At 67.1% G+C, this 18,258-nt stretch carries 16 protein-coding genes and 1 pseudogene; 15 read left to right on the forward strand and 2 right to left on the reverse strand.

Features of this window, described 5'->3' with window-relative positions; genetic code table 11:
- Position 1 precedes the first annotated feature (1 nt).
- From HV744_RS19160 to HV744_RS37435, 14 genes and pseudogenes are all read left to right on the forward strand, one after another.
- Positions 2-253: an acyl carrier protein gene (locus HV744_RS19160; RefSeq protein WP_175151030.1), complete on the forward strand. Its 252-nt coding sequence runs from the start codon at positions 2-4 to the stop codon at positions 251-253.
- Entirely contained in the window at positions 253-915 is a 663-nt protein-coding gene (locus HV744_RS19165) for a COG4648 family protein (protein ID WP_175151031.1), read from the forward strand. The genes HV744_RS19160 and HV744_RS19165 overlap by 1 nt, the downstream gene beginning before the upstream one ends.
- Positions 912-2,624, forward strand: coding sequence for an ApeI family dehydratase (locus HV744_RS19170; protein ID WP_175151032.1), 1,713 nt, complete (start codon positions 912-914; stop codon positions 2,622-2,624). Before HV744_RS19165 ends, HV744_RS19170 begins: the two co-directional genes overlap by 4 nt.
- A complete protein-coding gene (locus HV744_RS19175) occupies positions 2,624-4,375 on the forward strand; it encodes a glycosyltransferase family 2 protein (RefSeq protein ID WP_175151104.1) in 1,752 nt (583 codons plus the stop codon). Before HV744_RS19170 ends, HV744_RS19175 begins: the two co-directional genes overlap by 1 nt.
- Positions 4,362-5,975: an HAL/PAL/TAL family ammonia-lyase gene (locus HV744_RS19180; protein WP_175151033.1), complete on the forward strand. Its 1,614-nt coding sequence runs from the start codon at positions 4,362-4,364 to the stop codon at positions 5,973-5,975. The genes HV744_RS19175 and HV744_RS19180 overlap by 14 nt, the downstream gene beginning before the upstream one ends.
- The gene (locus tag HV744_RS19185; RefSeq protein ID WP_175151034.1) at positions 5,972-6,403 is read left to right on the forward strand and encodes an acyl-CoA thioesterase; all 432 of its coding nucleotides are present in this window, start codon (positions 5,972-5,974) and stop codon (positions 6,401-6,403) included. Before HV744_RS19180 ends, HV744_RS19185 begins: the two co-directional genes overlap by 4 nt.
- Entirely contained in the window at positions 6,391-7,113 is a 723-nt protein-coding gene (locus HV744_RS19190; protein ID WP_175151035.1) for an outer membrane lipoprotein carrier protein LolA, read from the forward strand. The genes HV744_RS19185 and HV744_RS19190 overlap by 13 nt, the downstream gene beginning before the upstream one ends.
- Positions 7,113-9,590, forward strand: coding sequence for an MMPL family transporter (locus HV744_RS19195; RefSeq protein ID WP_175151036.1), 2,478 nt, complete (start codon positions 7,113-7,115; stop codon positions 9,588-9,590). Before HV744_RS19190 ends, HV744_RS19195 begins: the two co-directional genes overlap by 1 nt.
- Positions 9,587-10,780 carry a beta-ketoacyl-[acyl-carrier-protein] synthase family protein gene (locus tag HV744_RS19200; RefSeq protein ID WP_175151037.1) on the forward strand — a complete coding sequence of 398 codons (1,194 nt, stop codon included), beginning with the start codon at positions 9,587-9,589 and terminating at the stop codon, positions 10,778-10,780. The genes HV744_RS19195 and HV744_RS19200 overlap by 4 nt, the downstream gene beginning before the upstream one ends.
- Positions 10,781-10,785: 5 nt before the next feature.
- Positions 10,786-11,274, forward strand: a complete 489-nt coding sequence (locus HV744_RS19205) for a hotdog family protein (protein ID WP_175151038.1) — start codon at positions 10,786-10,788, stop codon at positions 11,272-11,274.
- Positions 11,271-11,996, forward strand: a complete 726-nt coding sequence (locus HV744_RS19210) for a 3-ketoacyl-ACP reductase FabG2 (RefSeq protein ID WP_175151039.1) — start codon at positions 11,271-11,273, stop codon at positions 11,994-11,996. Before HV744_RS19205 ends, HV744_RS19210 begins: the two co-directional genes overlap by 4 nt.
- Complete coding sequence (locus HV744_RS19215; protein WP_175151040.1) at positions 11,996-13,222, forward strand: beta-ketoacyl-ACP synthase; 1,227 nt, start codon at positions 11,996-11,998, stop codon at positions 13,220-13,222. Before HV744_RS19210 ends, HV744_RS19215 begins: the two co-directional genes overlap by 1 nt.
- Positions 13,219-14,448, forward strand: a complete 1,230-nt coding sequence (locus HV744_RS19220) for a beta-ketoacyl synthase N-terminal-like domain-containing protein (RefSeq protein WP_175151041.1) — start codon at positions 13,219-13,221, stop codon at positions 14,446-14,448. The genes HV744_RS19215 and HV744_RS19220 overlap by 4 nt, the downstream gene beginning before the upstream one ends.
- Positions 14,449-14,541: 93 nt before the next feature.
- Positions 14,542-14,706: pseudogene (locus HV744_RS37435) on the forward strand (signal peptidase); the annotation flags it as partial.
- Here the strand turns inward: HV744_RS37435 and HV744_RS19225 are convergent.
- Complete coding sequence (locus HV744_RS19225; RefSeq protein ID WP_175151042.1) at positions 14,679-15,437, reverse strand: class I SAM-dependent methyltransferase; 759 nt, start codon at positions 15,435-15,437, stop codon at positions 14,679-14,681. The pseudogene HV744_RS37435 and the gene HV744_RS19225 overlap by 28 nt on opposite strands.
- Positions 15,438-15,545: 108 nt before the next feature.
- On the opposite strand from HV744_RS19225, the gene HV744_RS19230 reads away from it, so the two are divergent.
- Positions 15,546-16,790 (forward strand): NAD(P)/FAD-dependent oxidoreductase, encoded by a 1,245-nt coding sequence (locus HV744_RS19230; RefSeq protein WP_175151043.1) that lies wholly within the window; start codon positions 15,546-15,548, stop codon positions 16,788-16,790.
- A 79-nt stretch (positions 16,791-16,869) separates the two neighbouring features.
- Here HV744_RS19230 and guaD read toward each other — a convergent pair whose 3' ends face one another.
- Positions 16,870-18,234 (reverse strand): guanine deaminase, encoded by a 1,365-nt coding sequence (gene guaD / locus HV744_RS19235; RefSeq protein WP_175151044.1) that lies wholly within the window; start codon positions 18,232-18,234, stop codon positions 16,870-16,872.
- Between the last annotated feature and the right edge of the window lie 24 nt (positions 18,235-18,258).

The following is an 18,258-nucleotide window of genomic DNA, read 5'->3' on the forward strand; positions in this document are numbered from 1 at the left end:
CGTGTCTGACGCAGAGATTCTTGAACGCATCCGCGCGATCTTCAAAGAAAACTTCGCCATCGAGCCCGAGCGGGTGACGCCCGACGCGCATCTGTTCGAAGACCTCGATCTCGACAGCATCGACGCCGTCGACCTCGCGATCAAACTGCAGGAACTGACCGGGCGCCGCATCAAGCCGGAAGAGTTCAAGTCGGTGCGCACCGTCGGCGATGTGATCGGCGCGGTCGAATCCCTGCTGGCGGCCCAAGGCTGATGTCAGCCGCGCGCTCGCGAATGCCAGCGGCGGCGCACGAGGCCGCCGCGGCAGCGCCCGGCACTGAGCGCCACTGGGGCAAGACCGTCGTGCAGGCGCTGTTGAAGCTCGCGTATCCCGCGCTGATTCTGTGCGCGTGGCGCTGGGACGCGCCGCGCCTCGTCGGCTGCATGCTGTTTGCGATTTTGTGGCTGCAGCGCTGCGCCGGCAACGGCCCGGTCGCGACTTCGCTGCGGCGCATGTCCGCGCTCGACTGGACCGTGGTCGGTTTGCTCAGCTGCGCGTCGGCGGCGATCGTCGTCACCAATAGCGAGCTGCTGTTGCGTCTCTATCCTTCGCTCGTCAACCTCGGTTTGCTGATCGCGTTCGGCGCGACGCTCGTGCGCGGGCCGTCGATGATCGAAAAATTCGCGCGGCTCGGCAATCCGGATCTGCCGCCCGGCGCGGTGCGCCATACGCGGCGCGTGACCCGGGTGTGGTGCGCGTTCTTCGTGCTGAACGGCGCGTTTTCCGCCTATACGGCGTTGTACTGGAGCCGCGCGAGCTGGTCGCTGTATAACGGCGCGCTTGCCTATGGGCTGATTGGCGCGCTGCTGGTGGCCGAGGTCATCTGGCGTTATCTGGTCGTGCTGCCGCGAGCCGCGCGTTCGGGGGCGGCATGATCGCACTGCATGATCTGTTGTCGGCGGTTGATGAAGCCACCTTGCTCGACGCACCGGTATGCCGGGACGGCAGCGAGTTACTCGATCGCGCGGCGTTTCGCGCGCGCGTCGCCGTATTGATCGCACGGGTGCAAACGCAGGGTGCGCAACGCTACGCGTTGTGTATCGACGACCCGTTCGATTTCGCCTGTGCGCTGTTCGCGCTCTTCGCATGCGGCAAGGAGCCGGTGCTTCCGGCCAATGCGACGCCGGGGTATCTCGCCGATCTCGCCGACGCGTACGACGCGATGCTGACCGATGCGGACCTGCCGCCGTTCACGCGGCACGCAAGCGCGAATACCGCTGAGGCGCACGCATCGCGCTCCCCGTACGTGATCGATCCGCAAGCCCCGCTCACGCTCTACACGTCCGGCAGCAGCGGCAGCCCCAAGCCGATCCGCAAGACCCTCGCGCAATTCAATGCCGAAGTGCACACGCTGGAAAAGCAGTGGGGCGCGCTGATCGGCGACGCGACGATGCTCGCGAGCGTGCCGCACCATCACATCTACGGTTTGCTGTTTCGCGTGCTGTGGCCGCTTGCCGCCGGCCGCGCGTTCGACCGTGCGATCAGCATCGAGCCGCTGCATTTGCAAAGCCGGATCGAGCAATGCGGCGCGACGGTGGTCGTGTCGACGCCCGCGCAATTGTCGCGTTGGCCCGCGTTGCCCGGCTTCGCTTCATTGACGCCGGCGCCGCGCGCATTCTTTTCGTCGGGCGGCCCGCTCGCGCTCGAAGCCGCGCAGCGCTACGCCGCGGCTTACGGCGCGGCGCCGCTCGAAATTTACGGCAGCACGGAAACCGGCGGCATCGCATGGCGGCGTCAGGATCAGACCGACGCGTGGCAACCGGTGACCGGCGTCGAAATCCGCCGCGACGACGACGGCGCGTTGAGCGTCCGCTCGCCGCATCTCGATCACCCAGGCTGGCACCGCACCGACGATCAGATCGCTTGCGACGCGCACGGCCGCTTCCGCCTGCAAGGCCGGCTCGACCGCGTGCTGAAGCTGGACGGCAAACGCGTGTCGCTGCCCGAACTGGAAGCGCGTCTCGCGCTGCATCCGTATGTCGCGCAAGCGGCGCTCGTGCCGCTGGAAGGCGCGTCGCGCGAACGCGTCGGCGCGCTGGTCGCCTTGACCGAAGCGGGCAGCGAAGCGTTGCGCGACGAAGGCCGCGTGCTGCTCGCGCGAACCCTGCGCCGGCATCTCGCCGCCTATTTCGACGTGGTGGTGCTGCCGCGTCATTGGCGATTCAGGCTGGGCTTGCCGTTCGATGCACGCGGCAAGCTGCCGGTGAGCGCGGTGGCGGCCGCATTCGCGGCGCGCGCCGAAGGGTTCGAAGTGCTGGCCGAAGCGCGCAGCGGCGACACGCTGCACTACGAACTGCGCGTGCCGCCCACGCTCATGCATTTCGCCGGCCACTTTCCGGGACTGCCGATTCTGCCTGGCGTGGTTCAAGTCGACTGGGCGGTGCGTCTGGCCGCCGACCACCTGCCGGCCGTGCGCGCGGTGGCGTGGATCGATCGGCTGAAGTTCATGGCGCCGGTCTCGCCGGGCGCGGCGCTGAAGCTCACACTGGCTCACGACGCCGCGCGCCGGCGCGTGCAGTTCGCGTACCGGCTGGACGGCCGTGAATGCGCGTCGGGCGTGATCGTTTATCGGGAGCCGGTGTGATCGACTTCGCTCCCTGCATCGTCATTCCGATCTACAACCACAAGGACGCGATCGGCGCGACCGTCGCCGATCTCGCGGTGCATCGCTTGCCGATCTTCATCGTCGACGATGGCAGCGACGAAGCGACCCGGCAGGTGCTCGCCGCGCTTGCGCATCAGTACGCGGCGCAGCTCACGCTGCTGCGTCTGCCGGTCAACGGCGGCAAAGGCGCAGCGGTGATGGCGGGGCTGCGCGCCGCGCGCGACGCGGGCTACACGCACGCGTTGCAGATCGACGCCGATGGCCAGCACGACGCAACCGATGTGCCGCGCTTCGTCGAAGCGGCGCGCGCCGAACCGGGCGCGGTGATTCTCGGCCGCCCGGTCTACGACGGGAGCGTGCCGAAAGCACGCCTCTACGGCCGTTATCTGACGCACGTGTGGGTGTGGATCGAAACGCTGTCGCTGACGATCCGCGATTCGATGTGCGGCTTCCGTCTCTATCCGTTGGCGCTGGCTTGCGAGCTGATCGATAGCGTGCCGCTGCCGACGCGGATGGACTTCGACATCGAGATTCTCGTGCGGCTCCATTGGCGGCGCGCGGCGTTCCGCTCGATTCCGACGCGCGTCACCTATGCCACCGACGGCGTGTCGCATTTCGACGTGCTATGGGACAACGTGCGGATCAGCCGCAGTCATACGCGGCTCGTGTTCGGCATGCTGTGGCGTCTGCCGATGCTGCTCGCGCACAAGCGGATGTCGCGCCGCGCCGCGCCCGCTGACGCGCCGCGCGAACCGAACGACGCGAGCGACGTGAGCGACCCGAATGGCCAGGACTGGTGGCGGATCGCCGAACGCGGCAGCCATCTGGGCATGGCCTTGCTCGCGCTCAGCTGCAAGCTGTTCGGCCGCCGCTTCACCGCGCTCTGGCTGCACCCCATCGTCGCGTATTTTCTGCTGACGGGCCGCGCCGCGCGCGAGGCGTCGGGCAACTACTTCCGGCATCTCGGCGCCACCGCGCCGCACGGCGAGACGCCGCGTCCGGGCTGGCTGTCCGCGTATCGCCACATGCTGGCGTTCGCGCAGTCGGGCTTCGACAAGCTCGCCGCATGGTCTGGCCGCGTCGACGACGCCGACGTGAAGTTCGAAGATCGTTCGGCGTTCGAAGCATTGGTGGCGAGCGGCAAGGGCGCGCTCGTGATCGGCGCGCATCTCGGCAATCTGGAGATGACCCGCGCGCTCGCCGCGCAGGGCGGCCATGCGAAAGTTACCGCGGTCGTCTACACCGGCCACGCGCGCCGCTTCAATAGCGTGCTGGCGTCGGCCAATAGCGAGTTCGCGCGGCATCTGCTCGAAGTCAGCGACTTCGGACCCGAGACCGCGATGCTGATGCAGCAGCGGGTCGATGCCGGCGAGTTGCTGGTGATCGTCGGCGACCGTGTGCCCGCGCACGAGACGGGCCGCACGACCGACGCGCAATTTCTCGGCGCGCGCGCGCCGTTCGCGCAAGGCCCGTATGTGCTCGCGCATGCGCTGGGCTGCCCGGTCTATCTGTTCTTCTGTCTGCAAGAGCGCGACGGCTACCACCTGTATTTCGAGCCGTTCGCCGAGCGCATCGAGCTGCCGCGCCGCGAACGCGCGCAGCATCTCGCCACGTGGACGCAGCGTTACGCGGCACGTCTCGAACATTATTGCCGCAAGGCACCTTATCAATGGTTCAACTTCTTCGATTTCTGGGCCAGCCCCAAGCGAGGCGCGAATGGCCGAACATGATCTGAGCGACGCGCGTTACAACGGCGCAAGCGCGAATGCAGGTGTGAATAAAGACGCGGCGGCGGTCGTGATCGGCGCGCGCAAACTGACGATCGAAGAGGTCGTTGCGATTGCGCAGCGCTGCGCGCCGGTTGCGTTGAATACCGATCCCGCATGGCGCGCGCGCATCCAGCGCGGCGCGGATTTCCTGCGCCGCCAACTGGCCGCGGGCGCGACCGTGTACGGCGTCAACACCGGTTATGGCGACGCCTGCGTGGTCGACGTGCCGATGGAACTGGTCGAAGCGTTGCCGCTGCAACTGACGCGTTATCACGGCTGCGGCATGGGCCAGTATCTCGACGACGCGCAAACGCTCGCGGTGATCGCCGCGCGGCTCAACTCGCTGGCTTATGGTTTTTCCGGCGTGCGTCCGGTGCTGCTCGAACGCCTCGCCGATCTGATCAATCATCGCGTGCTGCCGCGCATTCCGTCCGAAGGCTCGGTCGGCGCGAGCGGCGATCTGACGCCGCTGTCGTATGTGGCGGCGGCGCTCGCCGGCGAGCGCGACGTGCAGTTCGAAGGCGCGCTGCGCGACGTGCGTGACGTGTGGGCCGAACTCGGTGTGGCGCCGCTCACGCTCGCGCCGAAAGAAGGTCTCGCGCTGATGAACGGCACCGCGGTGATGACGGGCCTCGCCTGTCTCGCGTTTGCCCGCGCCGATCATCTGACGCGGCTCGCCGCGCGCCTGACGGCGCTCTCGACCGTCGCGCTCGACGGCCGCGCCGCGCACTTCGACGCAATGTTGTTCGAAGTGAAGCCGCACGCGGGCCAGGCCGAAGCGGCCGGATGGATTCGCGACGATCTGGCGGGCCGCGACGATACGCCGGGGCATCGTCTGCAAGACCGCTATTCGATTCGCTGCGCGCCGCATGTGATCGGCGTGGCGCGCGACGCGCTGACGTGGGTACGCCGCGACGTCGAGAACGAGTTGAACAGCGCGAACGACAACCCGCTGATCGATCCCGACAACGAACGCGTGCTGCACGGCGGCAACTTTTACGGCGGTCATATCGCGTTCGCGATGGATGCGCTCAAGGTTGCGGTCGCCAATCTCGCCGATCTGATGGACCGGCAACTCGCGCTGCTGGTCGACGTGAATTTCAACAACGGGTTGCCGCGCAATCTGTCCGGCGCCGCGCCCGCGCGCGCCGCGATCAATCATGGCTTCAAGGCCGTGCAGATTTCGTCGTCCGCATGGACCGCTGAAGCGCTGAAGAACACGATGCCCGCGAGCGTCTTTTCACGTTCGACCGAGGCGCACAACCAGGACAAGGTCAGCATGGGCACGATCGCCGCGCGCGACTGTTTGCGCGTGCTCGAATTGACCGAGCAGGTGGCCGCCGCGCACACGCTGGCGACGGTGCAGGCCGCGCGTCTGCGGTTGCGGATCGACAGCGCGACGCCGGTGCCGGCGCCGCTGCAATACTTCATCGACGGCGTGAGCGCGCAGTCGCCGTTCGTCGACGAAGACCGCGCGCTGGAAAGCGAGTTGCGCGCATTGACCGCGCGCATCGCCGCATGCGATCTGCTTGACGACTATCGCGGAGGACCGGACGCATGAGCGGGCTGCCGAAGGTGCTGAGCGCGAGCGCGACGGTCGAAGTGGCGTTCCACGACGTCGACGCGATGAACGTGTGCTGGCACGGCAACTATCTGAAGTACTTCGAGATCGGCCGCGCGGCGCTGCTGCGCGCGTTCGATTACGACTATCGCGAGATGCAGGCGTCGGGCTATCTGTGGCCGATCGTCGAGGCGCATCTGAAGTATGTGCGGCCGGCCGTGTACGGTCAGAAGCTCGAGGTGCGCGCGCAACTGCTCGAACACGAAAACCGCCTGAAAATAGGCTATGAAATTGTCGATTGCGCATCCGGCGCGCGTTTGACGAAGGGCTACACGATTCAGGTCGCGGTCGATGCCGCCACCCAGGAGTTGCAGTTCGTCTCGCCGCCCGTCGTGTTCGACAAGCTGGAGCGTGTATGGGGAAGATGAATTGGCGCGTGCTGACGGTGAGTGCGTTGAGCGCGTTGAGCGTGATCGGCCTGGCTGGCGTGGCGGGATGGCCGGCGGCGTCGGCGCGCGCGGCGACAAGCGCAGCGGCAGCTAACACGGCAACCGGCGCGGCAACCGGCGCAACCGCCGGCAACCCCGCACTCGTTTCGCAGATCGCCGCGCATCTCGCCCAGGCCAAGGGCGTGCGCGCGCAATTCACGCAGACGCAGACCCTCGCCGCGATGAAGCAGCCGCTCGTCAGCAGCGGCGCGTTGCTGTTCTTTCGCGAGCGCGGCGTGATCTGGCAGATCGACACGCCGTACAAGGCCACCTATGTGATTACCGATGCCGGCGTCGTGCAGGTCGACGCTGCCGGCCAGCGCGTGAGCGCCCACAGCGCGCAAGGCACGCGCGGCGTCGCGCAGGTTTCGAAGATGATGCGCGCGATGCTCGGCGGCGACCTGTCGGCGCTGTATTCGCAATTCGACGTGCAGGCCGAAGGCAGCGCCGCGCAATGGCGCATGCGGCTCACGCCGAATCAGCCGCAGATCGCGCAGTCGATCAAGGGTCTGGAGATGGACGGCGGCGACTACCTGCAAAGCTTGCGCATCACGCTGGCGAACGGCGACGTGACGAAGCTCGAGTTCGCGAAGAGCATGGCCGTCACCGAACCGACGCAGGCTGAACGCAGCTTGCTCGGGGCGCCGTGATGGATATGCTGCACCAGCGATCCGCGAGACAGGCGTGGGGCGTGCGCGCCGCGTGGCTGCTGCTCGCGCTGGTCGCGGCGCTGTATTGCGGCTGGCGTTTCGCGGGACCGTCGCCGTTGCAGACCAATCTGCTCGCGCTGTTGCCCGCCACCGAAGCGGACCCGGTCGCCGAAAGGGCGGTCGACACGCTGGCGAGCGCGCTCGGCGACCGCACGGTTTTCCTCGTCACGAGCAACGACGACGCGCACGCGAAAGCGGCAGCGAAGCAGCTTGGCGCGGCGCTGCAAAAGAGCGGGGCGTTCGGCTCGGTGACCGCTGAGTTGCCGCCGTTCGATCTGGCGCAGATCGCCGCTTTATACATGCCGTATCGCTTCGGTTTGCTGGCGCCGGCCGACCGCGCGGCGCTCGCGGGTGGCGCAGCGGGCGCATTGGGCACGACCTTGCGCGACACGCTTGCGCAACGCATCTACAGCCCATTGCGCGGCGGCCTGACCACGCCGCTCGCCGACGATCCGTTCGGCTGGCTCGAACGCTGGCTCGGCGGCCTGCCGCTCGCGACGTCGAACCTCGAAGTCGAAGACAACCTGCTGGTCGCGCATCGCGGCGCCTCGACCGGTGTGCTGATCGTCGCGACGTTGCCGGGCTCCGCGTACGAAACGAAGACGCAGCACGCGGTGCACGCGGCGCTCGCCCAAAGCGAAAGCGCGTTGCGCGAGGCGTTTCCCGACGTCTCGGTGGCGCGCACCGGCGCGGTGTTCTACGCGGAATCGGCGCGCAGCGCCTCCGAACATGAGGTGCATCTGATCGGCGTCGCGTCGCTGTGCGGGATCGCGCTGCTGATGATGTGGGTATTCCGCTCGCCGCGTCTGCTGCTGCTCGGCTTCGTGTCGACGGCGCTCGGCATCGTCTGCGCGCTCGCGGCGACGCTGCTGGTGTTCGGCAAGCTGCATCTGTTGACGCTGGTGTTCGGCGCGAGCCTGATCGGTGAAGCCGTCGATTATTCGATTCAGTACTTCGTGGTGTATCTCGGCGCGCAGCGCAATTGGGACGCGCGCTGCGGCGCGCGCGCGGTGCGGCCCGCGTTGACGGTCGCGTTGCTGACGAGCCTGCTCGGCTACGCGATCCTGATGTGGGTGCCGTTTCCCGCGCTCAAGCAGATCGCGTGCTTCGCGATGGTCGGGATTGTGACCGCGTACGCCTCTGTGTTGTGGTTGTTGCCCGCGTTGCTGACCCGCGCGCCGAGGCGCAGCCGGCAACGCGTGTTTGCCCGCTCGGCGCGCTTGCTGACGCTCTGGCATCGCACGATTGGTGGTCAGCGCGCGTGGTTCGTGGCGGCGCTGTTGCTGATCGTCGCGATTCCCGGCTGGTTGCGGCTGACCAGCGACGACGATATCCATCTGCTGATCCAGCGCGACCCGTCGCTCGTCGCGCAGGAGGACAAGGTGCGTGACGCGGTGGGCGTCGACAACAGCGCGCAGTTTTTTGTCGTGCGCGGCGATACGCCGGAAGCGGTGCTGCAACGCGCCGAAGCGCTGGGCGCGAAACTGGACGCATTGAACGGCACGACGAACCAGGTCGGCAGCTATCAGTCGGTGACGCAATTCGTGCCGTCCGCGAAGCAGCAGAGCGAAGACCGCGCACTGCTCGCGCAGCATGTGTTCAACGACCCCGCGGCATTGCGCGCGACACTGCTGCAAGCGGGCTTCAAGGACGAAGTCGCCGATGCGTGGCTCGCCGCGTACGCGCAACCGCAGCCGCCGCTGAGCGTCGAGCGCTGGCTGGCCGCGCCGTGGTCGCAGCCGTACCGGCATCTGTGGCTCGGCGAAGTCGACTCGGCCACGCGAGCCTACGCGGCCGTCGTGATTCCGCAACGCGTGACGCCGCATAACGAGCCCGCGCTGATCGCGCTTGCGCAAGGCTTGCCGGGCGTCGCGTTCGTCGACAAGGCCGCCAGCGTGTCGAAGCTGTTCGGCGCGTATCGCGTCGATAGCGGCTGGTGGCTCGGTGGCGCGCTCACGCTCGTGCTCGTGCTGCTGACGGTGCGGTACGCGCCGAAGCAAGTCCCCTCGAGGGACGTCCCGCAAAAAGTCCCCTTGTGGCACCGCGTGCGCGGCGGCATCGCCACGACCTTGCCGGTGCTGCTCGCGGTCGGCGTCACGCTCGCGGTGTTCGGCTATGCCGGCGTGCCGCTCAATCTGTTCAACTGGCTCGCGCTAATGCTGGTACTCGGCGTCGGCGCAAACTATGCGGTGTTCCTGCGCGAAGGCTGTCTGCGCGCGGACGCGGACGCGGATCTCGGCGCAGTGTGGACGGGCGTGCTGCTGTCGGCGGCCACCACGCTGTTGTCGTTCGGCATGCTCGGCATGAGCGGGATGCCCGTGCTGAAGAGCTTCGGCGCGACGCTCGCGCTCGGCATCGCGGTCTCGGTGCTGCTCGCGCCGATCGGCATGCCATCGGAATCGAGGAGGGCGGCATGAAAACGCCATCAGTTTATTTGCACGCGCTCGGCATGATCAACGCGCTCGGCGGCGATATCGACCAGATCGTTCCGGCGCTCGCCGCCGCGCGCGCGCCCGGCATGGCGAACGTGCATACGGGGATCGGCGACGCGTTTGTCGGCAGCGTGCTCGCGCCGCTGGACCTGGCGCCGCGCGCCGAGCTCGCGCGCTACGACTGCCGCAATAACCGCTTGCTGCTGGCCGCGCTCGCGCAGATCGCGCCCGCCATCGACGCCGCGCGCGAGCGCTATGGCGCGGATCGGATCGGCGTGGTGCTCGGCACCAGCACGTCGGGCATCGAAGCGGCCGAAGCCGCGTTCGTCTATCACGCGCAAGCGGGCGAGCTGCCCGTCAACTTCAACTACCGGCAGATGGAAATCGGCACCGCCGCGCCGTTCGCCGCCGCCGCGCTCGGCGTGCAAGGGCCGGCCTTCACGATCTCGACCGCGTGCACGTCGAGTGCGAAAGCCTTCGCGTCGGCGCGCCGGCTGCTGCAATTGCAACTGTGCGATGCGGTGGTGGTGGGCGGCGTCGATTCGCTATGCGAATTGACCGTGCAGGGTTTCGCGTCGCTCGAATCGACTAGCGGCGTGCGTACCAATCCGATGAGCGTCAACCGCCGCGGGATCAACGTCGGCGAAGGCGCCGCCGTGTTTCTGATGAGCCGCGACGAAGCGGCGGTGCGGCTCGCGGGCCTCGGCGAATCGAGCGACGCGCATCACATTTCGTCACCGGACCCGCAAGGCGCCGGCGGCGAACTCGCGTTGCGTGAAGCGCTCGCCGATGCGGGTATCGCGCCGTCCACGCTCGGCTATGTGAACCTGCACGCCACCGCCACGCGCAAGAACGACGAGATGGAAGCGAAGCTGATGGCGCGGGTGTTTCCGGGCGGCGTGGCGACCAGCGGCACCAAGCCGTTGACCGGGCATCAGCTCGGCGCGGCGGGCGCCACCGAACTCGGCTTCGCGTGGCTGACGCTCGCGCGTGACGACGTGCCGCTGCCGCGTCATCTGTGGGACGGCGAGGCCGATCCCGCGTTGCCGGCGCTGGACCTGGTGGAAAGCGAACGCTTTCTGCCGCGTGCGGGCAAGCATGCAGGCACGCAATACGTAATGAGCAATTCGTTTGCTTTTGGCGGCAGCAATGTCAGCCTGATCCTCGCACGGTGACGCGCATGACGACTCCGACGCCGACCGTCCAGCAACTCATGCAGCAGCCGATCGAAGCGATCATCCCGCATCGCGGCACCATGCTGCTGATCGACGCCGTCGATACCTTTGGCGAAGCGACGCTGAGCGCGCGCGCCACCGTCGACGTGCACGCGTGGTACGCCGACGCCGATGGCGCGATGCCCGCGTGGATCGGCATCGAACTGATGGCGCAGGCGATTGCCGCGCACGTCGCGTTGCTGGCGATGCGCGGCGGCGGCCGTGCGCGGCCCGGCGTGCTGCTCGGCTCGCGCAGCTACAAGGCGTTGCAGCCGGCGTTCGGCGGCGGCGCGCGCTTGCTGATCCACGTCACCGAATTGCTGCGTAGCGAAGAGGGCCACGGCGCATACGAATGCACGATCCATGATGGCGACGTGTGCTGCGCCGAGGCTGTCATCAAGATTTTTCAACCGTCCGATTTCCAGTCATTCATCGAAGGGAGTTTCAGTTCATGAGCCGGCGTGTTCTCGTTACCGGCGCAAGCCGCGGCATCGGCCGTGCGATTGCGTACAAGCTGGCCGCCGACGGCTTCGCGGTGTCCGTGCATTGCCGCACGGGACGCAGCGAAGCCGACGCGGTTGCGACGTGCATCGCCGCGCAAGGCGGCATGGCGCGCGTGCTGCAATTCGACGTGCGCGAACGCGCCGCGTGCCGTGAAGTGCTCGAAGCGGATGTCGCCGCGCACGGCCCGTACTACGGCATCGTGTGCAGCGCGGGCGTGACGCGCGACGCTGCGTTTCCCGCGCTCACCGAAGAAGACTGGGACATCGTGATCGAGACCGGTCTCGACGCGTTCTACAACGTTGTCCATCCGCTGACCATGCCGATGGTGCGCGCCCGCCAGGGCGGGCGTATCGTCACGATCGCGTCGGTGTCCGGCGTGATGGGCAATCGCGGCCAGGTCAACTACAGCGCGGCGAAGGCCGGGCTGATCGGCGCGACCAAGGCGCTCGCGGTCGAACTGGCGACGCGCCACATCACCGTCAATTGCGTCGCGCCGGGCTTGATCGAAACCGGCATGCTCGACCAGATGCCGCTCGACCAGGCCTTGAAGACCGTGCCGATGAACCGCGTCGGCCAGCCCGCCGAGGTGGCGTCGGTGGTCAGCTTCCTGATGTCGGACGCGGCCTCGTATGTGACGCGCCAGGTGATCGGCGTGAACGGCGGGATGGTCTGATGAAGCGCGTCGTCATTACCGGCATGGGCGGCGTCACGGCGTTCGGCGATAGCTGGGACGTCATCGAAGCGCGTTTGAAGCGCGGCGAGAACGCGGTGCGGCGCATGCCCGAGTGGGACTACTTCGAATCGCTGCATACGCGGCTCGCGTGTCCGCTGCCGGATTTCACCGCGCCCGCGCACTATCCGCGCAAGAAGACGCGCTCGATGGGACCGGTGTCGATGTACTCGGTGCGCGCGAGCGAACTGGCGCTCGCCGACGCGGGCCTCGCCGAAGACCCGAGCATCGGCGATGGCCGCATGGGCGTCGCGTATGGCTCGTCGTCGGGTTCGGTGCAGCCGATCCGCGCGTTCGGCACGATGCTCGAAACCGGCTCAATGGGTAACGTCACGTCGAACAGCTATGTGCAGATGATGCCGCACACCACGGCGGTCAACGTCAGCCTGTTCTGGGATCTGAAAGGGCGGATCATTCCGACCTCGTGCGCGTGCGCGTCCGGCAGCCAGGCGATCGGCTACGCCTATGAAGCGATCCAGGCCGGCAAGCAGACGCTGATGCTGGCGGGCGGCGCAGAAGAGCTGTCGGGCCCGGCGGTCGCGGTGTTCGACACGCTGTACGCGACCAGCACGCGCAACGACGAGCCGTATCTGACGCCGCGTCCCTTCGATGCCGCGCGCGACGGCCTCGTGGTCGGCGAAGGCGCGGCCACGCTGGTGCTCGAAGAATACGAACACGCGGTGGCGCGCGGCGCGCGGATTCACGCGGAGATCGTCGGCTTCGGCTGCAATTCGGACGGCGCGCACATGACCCAGCCGACCACCGAAACCATGGCCCTCGCGATGCAGCTTGCGCTGCGCGATGCGCAACTGGCGCCGCAAGCGATCGCCTACGTGAACGCGCACGGCACGTCGACGGATCGCGGCGACATTGCCGAAAGCCATGCGACCGCGCGGACCTTCGGCGCGCGCATGCCGATCAGCTCGTTGAAGAGCTATGTCGGCCATACGCTCGGCGCGTGCGGCGCGCTCGAAGCGTGGTGGACCATCGAGATGATGAAGCGCAACTGGTACGCGCCGACTCTCAATCTCGACCACGTCGATCCGGCCTGCGCGCCGCTCGACTACATCGCCGGCAGCGGGCGTGAGATCGACGCCGAACATGTGATGAGCAACAACTTTGCGTTCGGCGGCATCAACACGTCGCTGATTTTCAGGCGCGTTCGATGAGCATCGCGCTGCAACGCGTGGTCGTCACCGGCATGGGCATCGTGTCGTGCCTCGGCAATACGCTCGATGACGTGTCCGCCGCATTGCGCGCGGGCCGCTCGCGCATCGCGCGGATCGACGCGTGGCGCGAGCGCGGTTTCGGCTCGCAGGTCGCGGGCGTCGCGTCGATCGCGCACGAGCCGCCGTTCGAGCGCAAGCTCGAACGCTTCATGGGCGACACCGCGCGCCTGGCCTGCCATGCTGCGCGCAACGCGATCGACGACGCCGGGCTCGCGCCTGCCGTGTTGCGTTCGCCACGCGCCGGCGCGGTGATCGGCTCGGGCGTCGGCGCCTTGTCGAGCTACGACGCAGCGCTGGCGATCGCGCACGCGCGCGGCATCGACAGGGTACCGCCGTACACGGTGCCGCAGGCGATGAGCAGCACCGCGTCGGCCAACGTCGCGCAGGTGATCGGGCTCGAAGGGGTGAGCTATTCGCCGTCGTCGGCTTGCACGACGTCGGCGCTCGCGATCGGCCAGGCGATGCAGCTGATCCAGACTGGCCGCCAGCAGATCGTGCTGGCCGGCGGCAGCGAGGCGCTGCACGACAACGTGACGCTGCTGTTCGACGCGATGGGCGCGTTATCGCGCCGCTTCAACGACACGCCGCAACTCGCGTCGCGTCCGTACGACACGCAGCGCGACGGCTTCGTGATCGCTTCGGGCGGCGGCGTGCTGGTGCTCGAAGCGCTCGATCACGCGCTGGCGCGCGGCGCACGCATCTACGCGGAGCTGAGCGGATTCGGCGATTGCACCGACGGCGGTGGCATGGTCGCGCCGCGTGCGGCGGGCATCGCGTGGGCGATGCGTGGTGCGCTGGACGAAGCGGGGCGGCGCCCCGACTACATCAACACGCACGCACCGTCGACGCCGCTTGGCGACCTCGAGGAACTGCGCGCGTTGAACGAGGTGTTCGGCCGGTGCGTGCCGGCGTTTTCGTCGACCAAAGGCATGACCGGGCATTCGCTCGGCGCGTGCGGCGCGCACGAGGCGATCTACACGCTGCTGATGATGCGCGACGGGTTCATCGCGGGCACGGCCGATATCGGAACGCCGGAGCCGGAAGTGCGCGGCATGCCGCTGGTGCGCATGACGCGCGATGCGCGTATCGACACGGCGATGTCGGTTTCATTCGGGTTCGGCGGTAGTTGCGCGAGCCTGATGTTCGAAGCATGGCAGGGCGGTTGAAATGGCCGCGACTTTAAAAATAACGAAGGTGATAATAATGAAAAAGGCTTTGGTAGTTGGTGCGCTCGCCGTGGTCGTGTTGACGCAGGCGGGCTGCGCGACGCGGCGCGCGAGCGCCACGCGAATGCGGTGATCGGTGTGTCGACGCGTTTTCACAGCACTGAAACCAGTTCGTCGACCGACTTCACATGCGGCGTGAGTCCGAGCGCCGCCGCGATCGCGGTGCGTGGTCAACTCGTCGTGCTGGAAGCGAACTGAGCTTGGCCAGCCTTGAGCGCCGCGACATTGACCAGCGTCTCACGACGCTTGCCGGGCCGCGGACGATGCAGGCCGAGCCGTTCGAGCAGACCGAAGTCTTGCGCGCGGCTCCACCACAGGTAAGGCAACGAGACGTTGCGCTGGCCGAAGCTGAAACCGCCGCGACGGAGCATGTCGAGGTAGCCGTCGGCGCTCTTTTGCACCTGCATCGGATGACGGAACAGCAGCCGGATCACCCACGACTTGATGTACGCGTCGGTCGATTCGGCGAACAGCAGGATGCCGCCCGGTTTGAGCACGCGGCGGAACTCGGCGAGCGCGCGCTCCTGCTCGACGAGATGGTGGAACGTTTGATGGCAGAACACGATATCGGCGCTGGCGTCGGGCAGCGGCAGGTTCGCGCAGTCGCCATGCAGCAGTTCGATATCGGCAAGCGTGTTACGGCAGGCGTGCGCCGCGTTGGCGGCAAGCGCCAGCGATGGCGCGTGAAAATCGATGCCGACAATACGGCGCGGCGCAAACGCTTCGGCCAGCAGGCGGAACGAAATGCCTTGCCCGCAACCGACGTCGACGATCAGCGGCGCGGCCGGCAAGGGCGCATCGATCAGGCTCTTGAGGTCGTTGATCGCGACCCGCAGCACGTGATGTTCCCACGTGTGGGTGCGCAGGAACCAGATCCCGAACGCCGTCTCCGGCACAAAGGGCACGCTGGATGTTTCGGATGACGACACGATGCACTCCCCGGCGAAATGTTGTTCCTGCTGTCAGAGGCACGATTGTAACGAGAAGTAAGGGCGCGGCGTAACGCTGCGCCGGACATGCAAACAATTGAGGCAAATTTGACTAAACATTCATCGAAGCGGACGGCCGTCGACGTCGCGATCATCGGTGCCGGTCCGGCCGGCGCAGTCGCTGCCGCGCTGCTGCGCAAAGCGGGCCGCTCCGTACTGGTGCTGGAGCGTCAGCATTTCCCGCGCTTCTCGATCGGCGAGAGCCTGCTGCCGCAAAGCATGGCCTATCTTGAAGAGGCCGGTATGCTGCAGGCCGTGGTCGAAGCCGGTTTCCAGCACAAGAACGGCGCGTATTTCGTCTATCGCGACCAGACCTCGTCGTTCGATTTCCGCGACAAACATTCGTCCGGATGGGGCACCACCTATCAGGTCGAGCGCGCGCTGTTCGACGACATCCTGATTCGCTGCGCGGCGCAGCAGGGCGCCGACGTGCGCTTCGGCCATACGGTGCGCGCGGTCCACACGGGCCACATGCCGCTGGTCGACGTGATCGACGAGGCGAACCACGCGTATCAGATCGAAGCGCGTTTCGTGCTGGATGCGAGCGGTTTCGGGCGCGTGCTGCCGCGTCTGCTGAATCTCGAAACGCCGACGCGGATGCCGACGCGCGCCGCGCTCTTCACGCACGTGCGCGACGGCATTCCGGTCGACGCGAGCGATCGCAACAAGATCTGCATCGCGACGCATCCGCAGCGCCGCGACGTGTGGTTCTGGATGATTCCGCTGGCGGGCGGCCGGTCGTCGGTGGGGTGCGTCGCCGAGGCCAGCTTTCTCGACGTGCCGGAAGCGGAGCGCGACGCGGCGCTGCGTGCGTTGATCCAGCAGGAGCCGACGCTGAACCGGCTGATCGGCAGCGCGCCGTTCCTGATGCCGGTGCGCCATATCGGCGGCTACTCGGCGAACGTCGAGCGGCTACATGGGCCGGGTTATGCGCTGCTCGGCAATGCCGGCGAATTTCTCGATCCGGTGTTCTCGTCGGGTGTGACGATCGCGCTGCGTTCGGCGCATCTCGCGGCGCACACCTTGAACCGGCAACTGGACGGCGCAACGGTCGACTGGTCAGCCGATTACGACGCGCCGTTGCGCAAGGGGATCGATACGTTCCGCGCGTTCGTCGAGCGCTGGTACACCGGCGAGTTGCAGGACATCATTTACTACCCGGACCAGGCGCCGTCGATCCGGCGCATGATCAGCGCGGTGCTGGCGGGATATGCGTGGGATGAATCGAATCCGTATGTTGCCGATCCGGTGCGGCGGCTCACGGCGCTGCATGAGGTGTGCATGCAGCGGTGATGCAAATGAAAACGGCGCTTCGTGAACGAAGCGCCGTTTTTGATTCAGCCGTGTGAGCGTGAGTCGGATCAACCCACAATCAGGCCGCGATTCTCGCCGCCCCCGGCGCAGGCTGCCGCGCATCGTCGCGACGATGCACGCGCTTGCCGGCCGCATACGTTTCGTAAACCGCACGATCGTCGCCGAGCAGCGCGAACGCGAACAGCAACTCCTCCAGCGAGTCGGTGCGCGCGGTGCGCCGCGCGAGCAGCGGCGTCGCGTGCGGATCGAGCACGACGAAGTCCGCTTCCGAGTTCGGTTTCAACGTACCGACCTTGTCCGCGAGATCGAGCGCTTCGGCCGCGCCGGCAGTCGCCAGATAAAACATCCGGGTAGCCGTCAGATGATGGCCGGTCAGACGCGCAACCTTGTGCGCTTCGTTCATCGTTTGCAGCATCGAGAACGAGGTGCCGCCGCCGACGTCGGTCGCCAGCGTGATCGGCATGCCCGCCGCGTCGGCCTTATCGAAGTCAAACAGGCCGCTGCCGAGGAACAGGTTCGAAGTTGGGCAATGTGAGGCGACCGTGCCGGTTTGCGCCATGCGTTTGCGGTCCTCCTCGTCGAGGTGGATGCAGTGGCCGTACACCGCGCGGCGGCGCAGCAGGCCGTAGTGATCGTAGATGTCCAGATAGCTGCGGTGGCCGGGGAACAGCTCGGCGACCCATTTCACTTCGTCGGCATTTTCCGCGACGTGGCTCTGGATGAAAACATCCGGATGCTTGCCCGCCAGCACGCCGCACGCTTCGAGCTGCGCTTCGGTCGAGGTCGGCGCGAAGCGCGGCGTGAGCGCGTACATCTGACGGCCACGATTGTGCCAGCGGCCGATCAGCTCGGCGCTGTCGTCATAACCCGATTGCGCGGTGTCGCGCAGGAACGCGGGGCAGTTGCGGTCCATCAGCACCTTGCCCGCCACCATCCGCAGATTGCGCGCTTCGCTCTCGGTGAAGAGCGCATCGGCGGATTCCTTATGGACCGTGCAGTACACCAGCGCGGTGGTCGTGCCGCACGCGAGCAGTTCGTCGACGAAAAAGCCCGCGGTGTCGCGCGCATACGCCGGATCGGTGAAGCGGCGCTCGGTCGGGAACGTGTAGGTGTCGAGCCACGGCAGCAAACCCGGCGCCGGCGACGCGATCATGTCCGTTTGCGGATAGTGAATGTGCGTGTCGATGAAACCCGGCACGATCAGCTTGTCGCGCATCTCCTGCACCTGGGTGCCCGGCGCGAGCCGCGCCGCGAGCGCTGCATACGCGCCCGCCGCGGCCACATGACCGTCTTCGACGATCAGCAGGCCGTCCTCATGAAAGACCGCCGCGTTGGGCGATTGCGCCGGGTCGCCGTTGAAGGTCAGCAGTTGCGCGCGGAATGCCGACTGCGCTGCTTTGGCCGGGTTAGCCGATTGAGTCATGGAAAAACCGTCTCCGAATATGAG

Origin of the sequence: Paraburkholderia ultramafica (assembly GCF_902859915.1) — a bacterium.
GTDB lineage: Bacteria > Pseudomonadota > Gammaproteobacteria > Burkholderiales > Burkholderiaceae > Paraburkholderia > Paraburkholderia ultramafica.

Coding starts and splice junctions, on each gene's coding strand:
- HV744_RS19200 (WP_175151037.1), top strand. CDS start 9,587: ATGAAAACGCCATCAGTTTATTTGCACGCGCTCGGCATGATCAACGCG.
- guaD (WP_175151044.1), bottom strand. CDS start 18,234: ATGACTCAATCGGCTAACCCGGCCAAAGCAGCGCAGTCGGCATTCCGC.
- HV744_RS19215 (WP_175151040.1), top strand. CDS start 11,996: ATGAAGCGCGTCGTCATTACCGGCATGGGCGGCGTCACGGCGTTCGGC.
- HV744_RS19205 (WP_175151038.1), top strand. CDS start 10,786: ATGACGACTCCGACGCCGACCGTCCAGCAACTCATGCAGCAGCCGATC.
- HV744_RS19190 (WP_175151035.1), top strand. CDS start 6,391: ATGGGGAAGATGAATTGGCGCGTGCTGACGGTGAGTGCGTTGAGCGCG.
- HV744_RS19220 (WP_175151041.1), top strand. CDS start 13,219: ATGAGCATCGCGCTGCAACGCGTGGTCGTCACCGGCATGGGCATCGTG.
- HV744_RS19180 (WP_175151033.1), top strand. CDS start 4,362: ATGGCCGAACATGATCTGAGCGACGCGCGTTACAACGGCGCAAGCGCG.
- HV744_RS19165 (WP_175151031.1), top strand. CDS start 253: ATGTCAGCCGCGCGCTCGCGAATGCCAGCGGCGGCGCACGAGGCCGCC.
- HV744_RS19185 (WP_175151034.1), top strand. CDS start 5,972: ATGAGCGGGCTGCCGAAGGTGCTGAGCGCGAGCGCGACGGTCGAAGTG.
- HV744_RS19170 (WP_175151032.1), top strand. CDS start 912: ATGATCGCACTGCATGATCTGTTGTCGGCGGTTGATGAAGCCACCTTG.
- HV744_RS19195 (WP_175151036.1), top strand. CDS start 7,113: ATGGATATGCTGCACCAGCGATCCGCGAGACAGGCGTGGGGCGTGCGC.
- HV744_RS19210 (WP_175151039.1), top strand. CDS start 11,271: ATGAGCCGGCGTGTTCTCGTTACCGGCGCAAGCCGCGGCATCGGCCGT.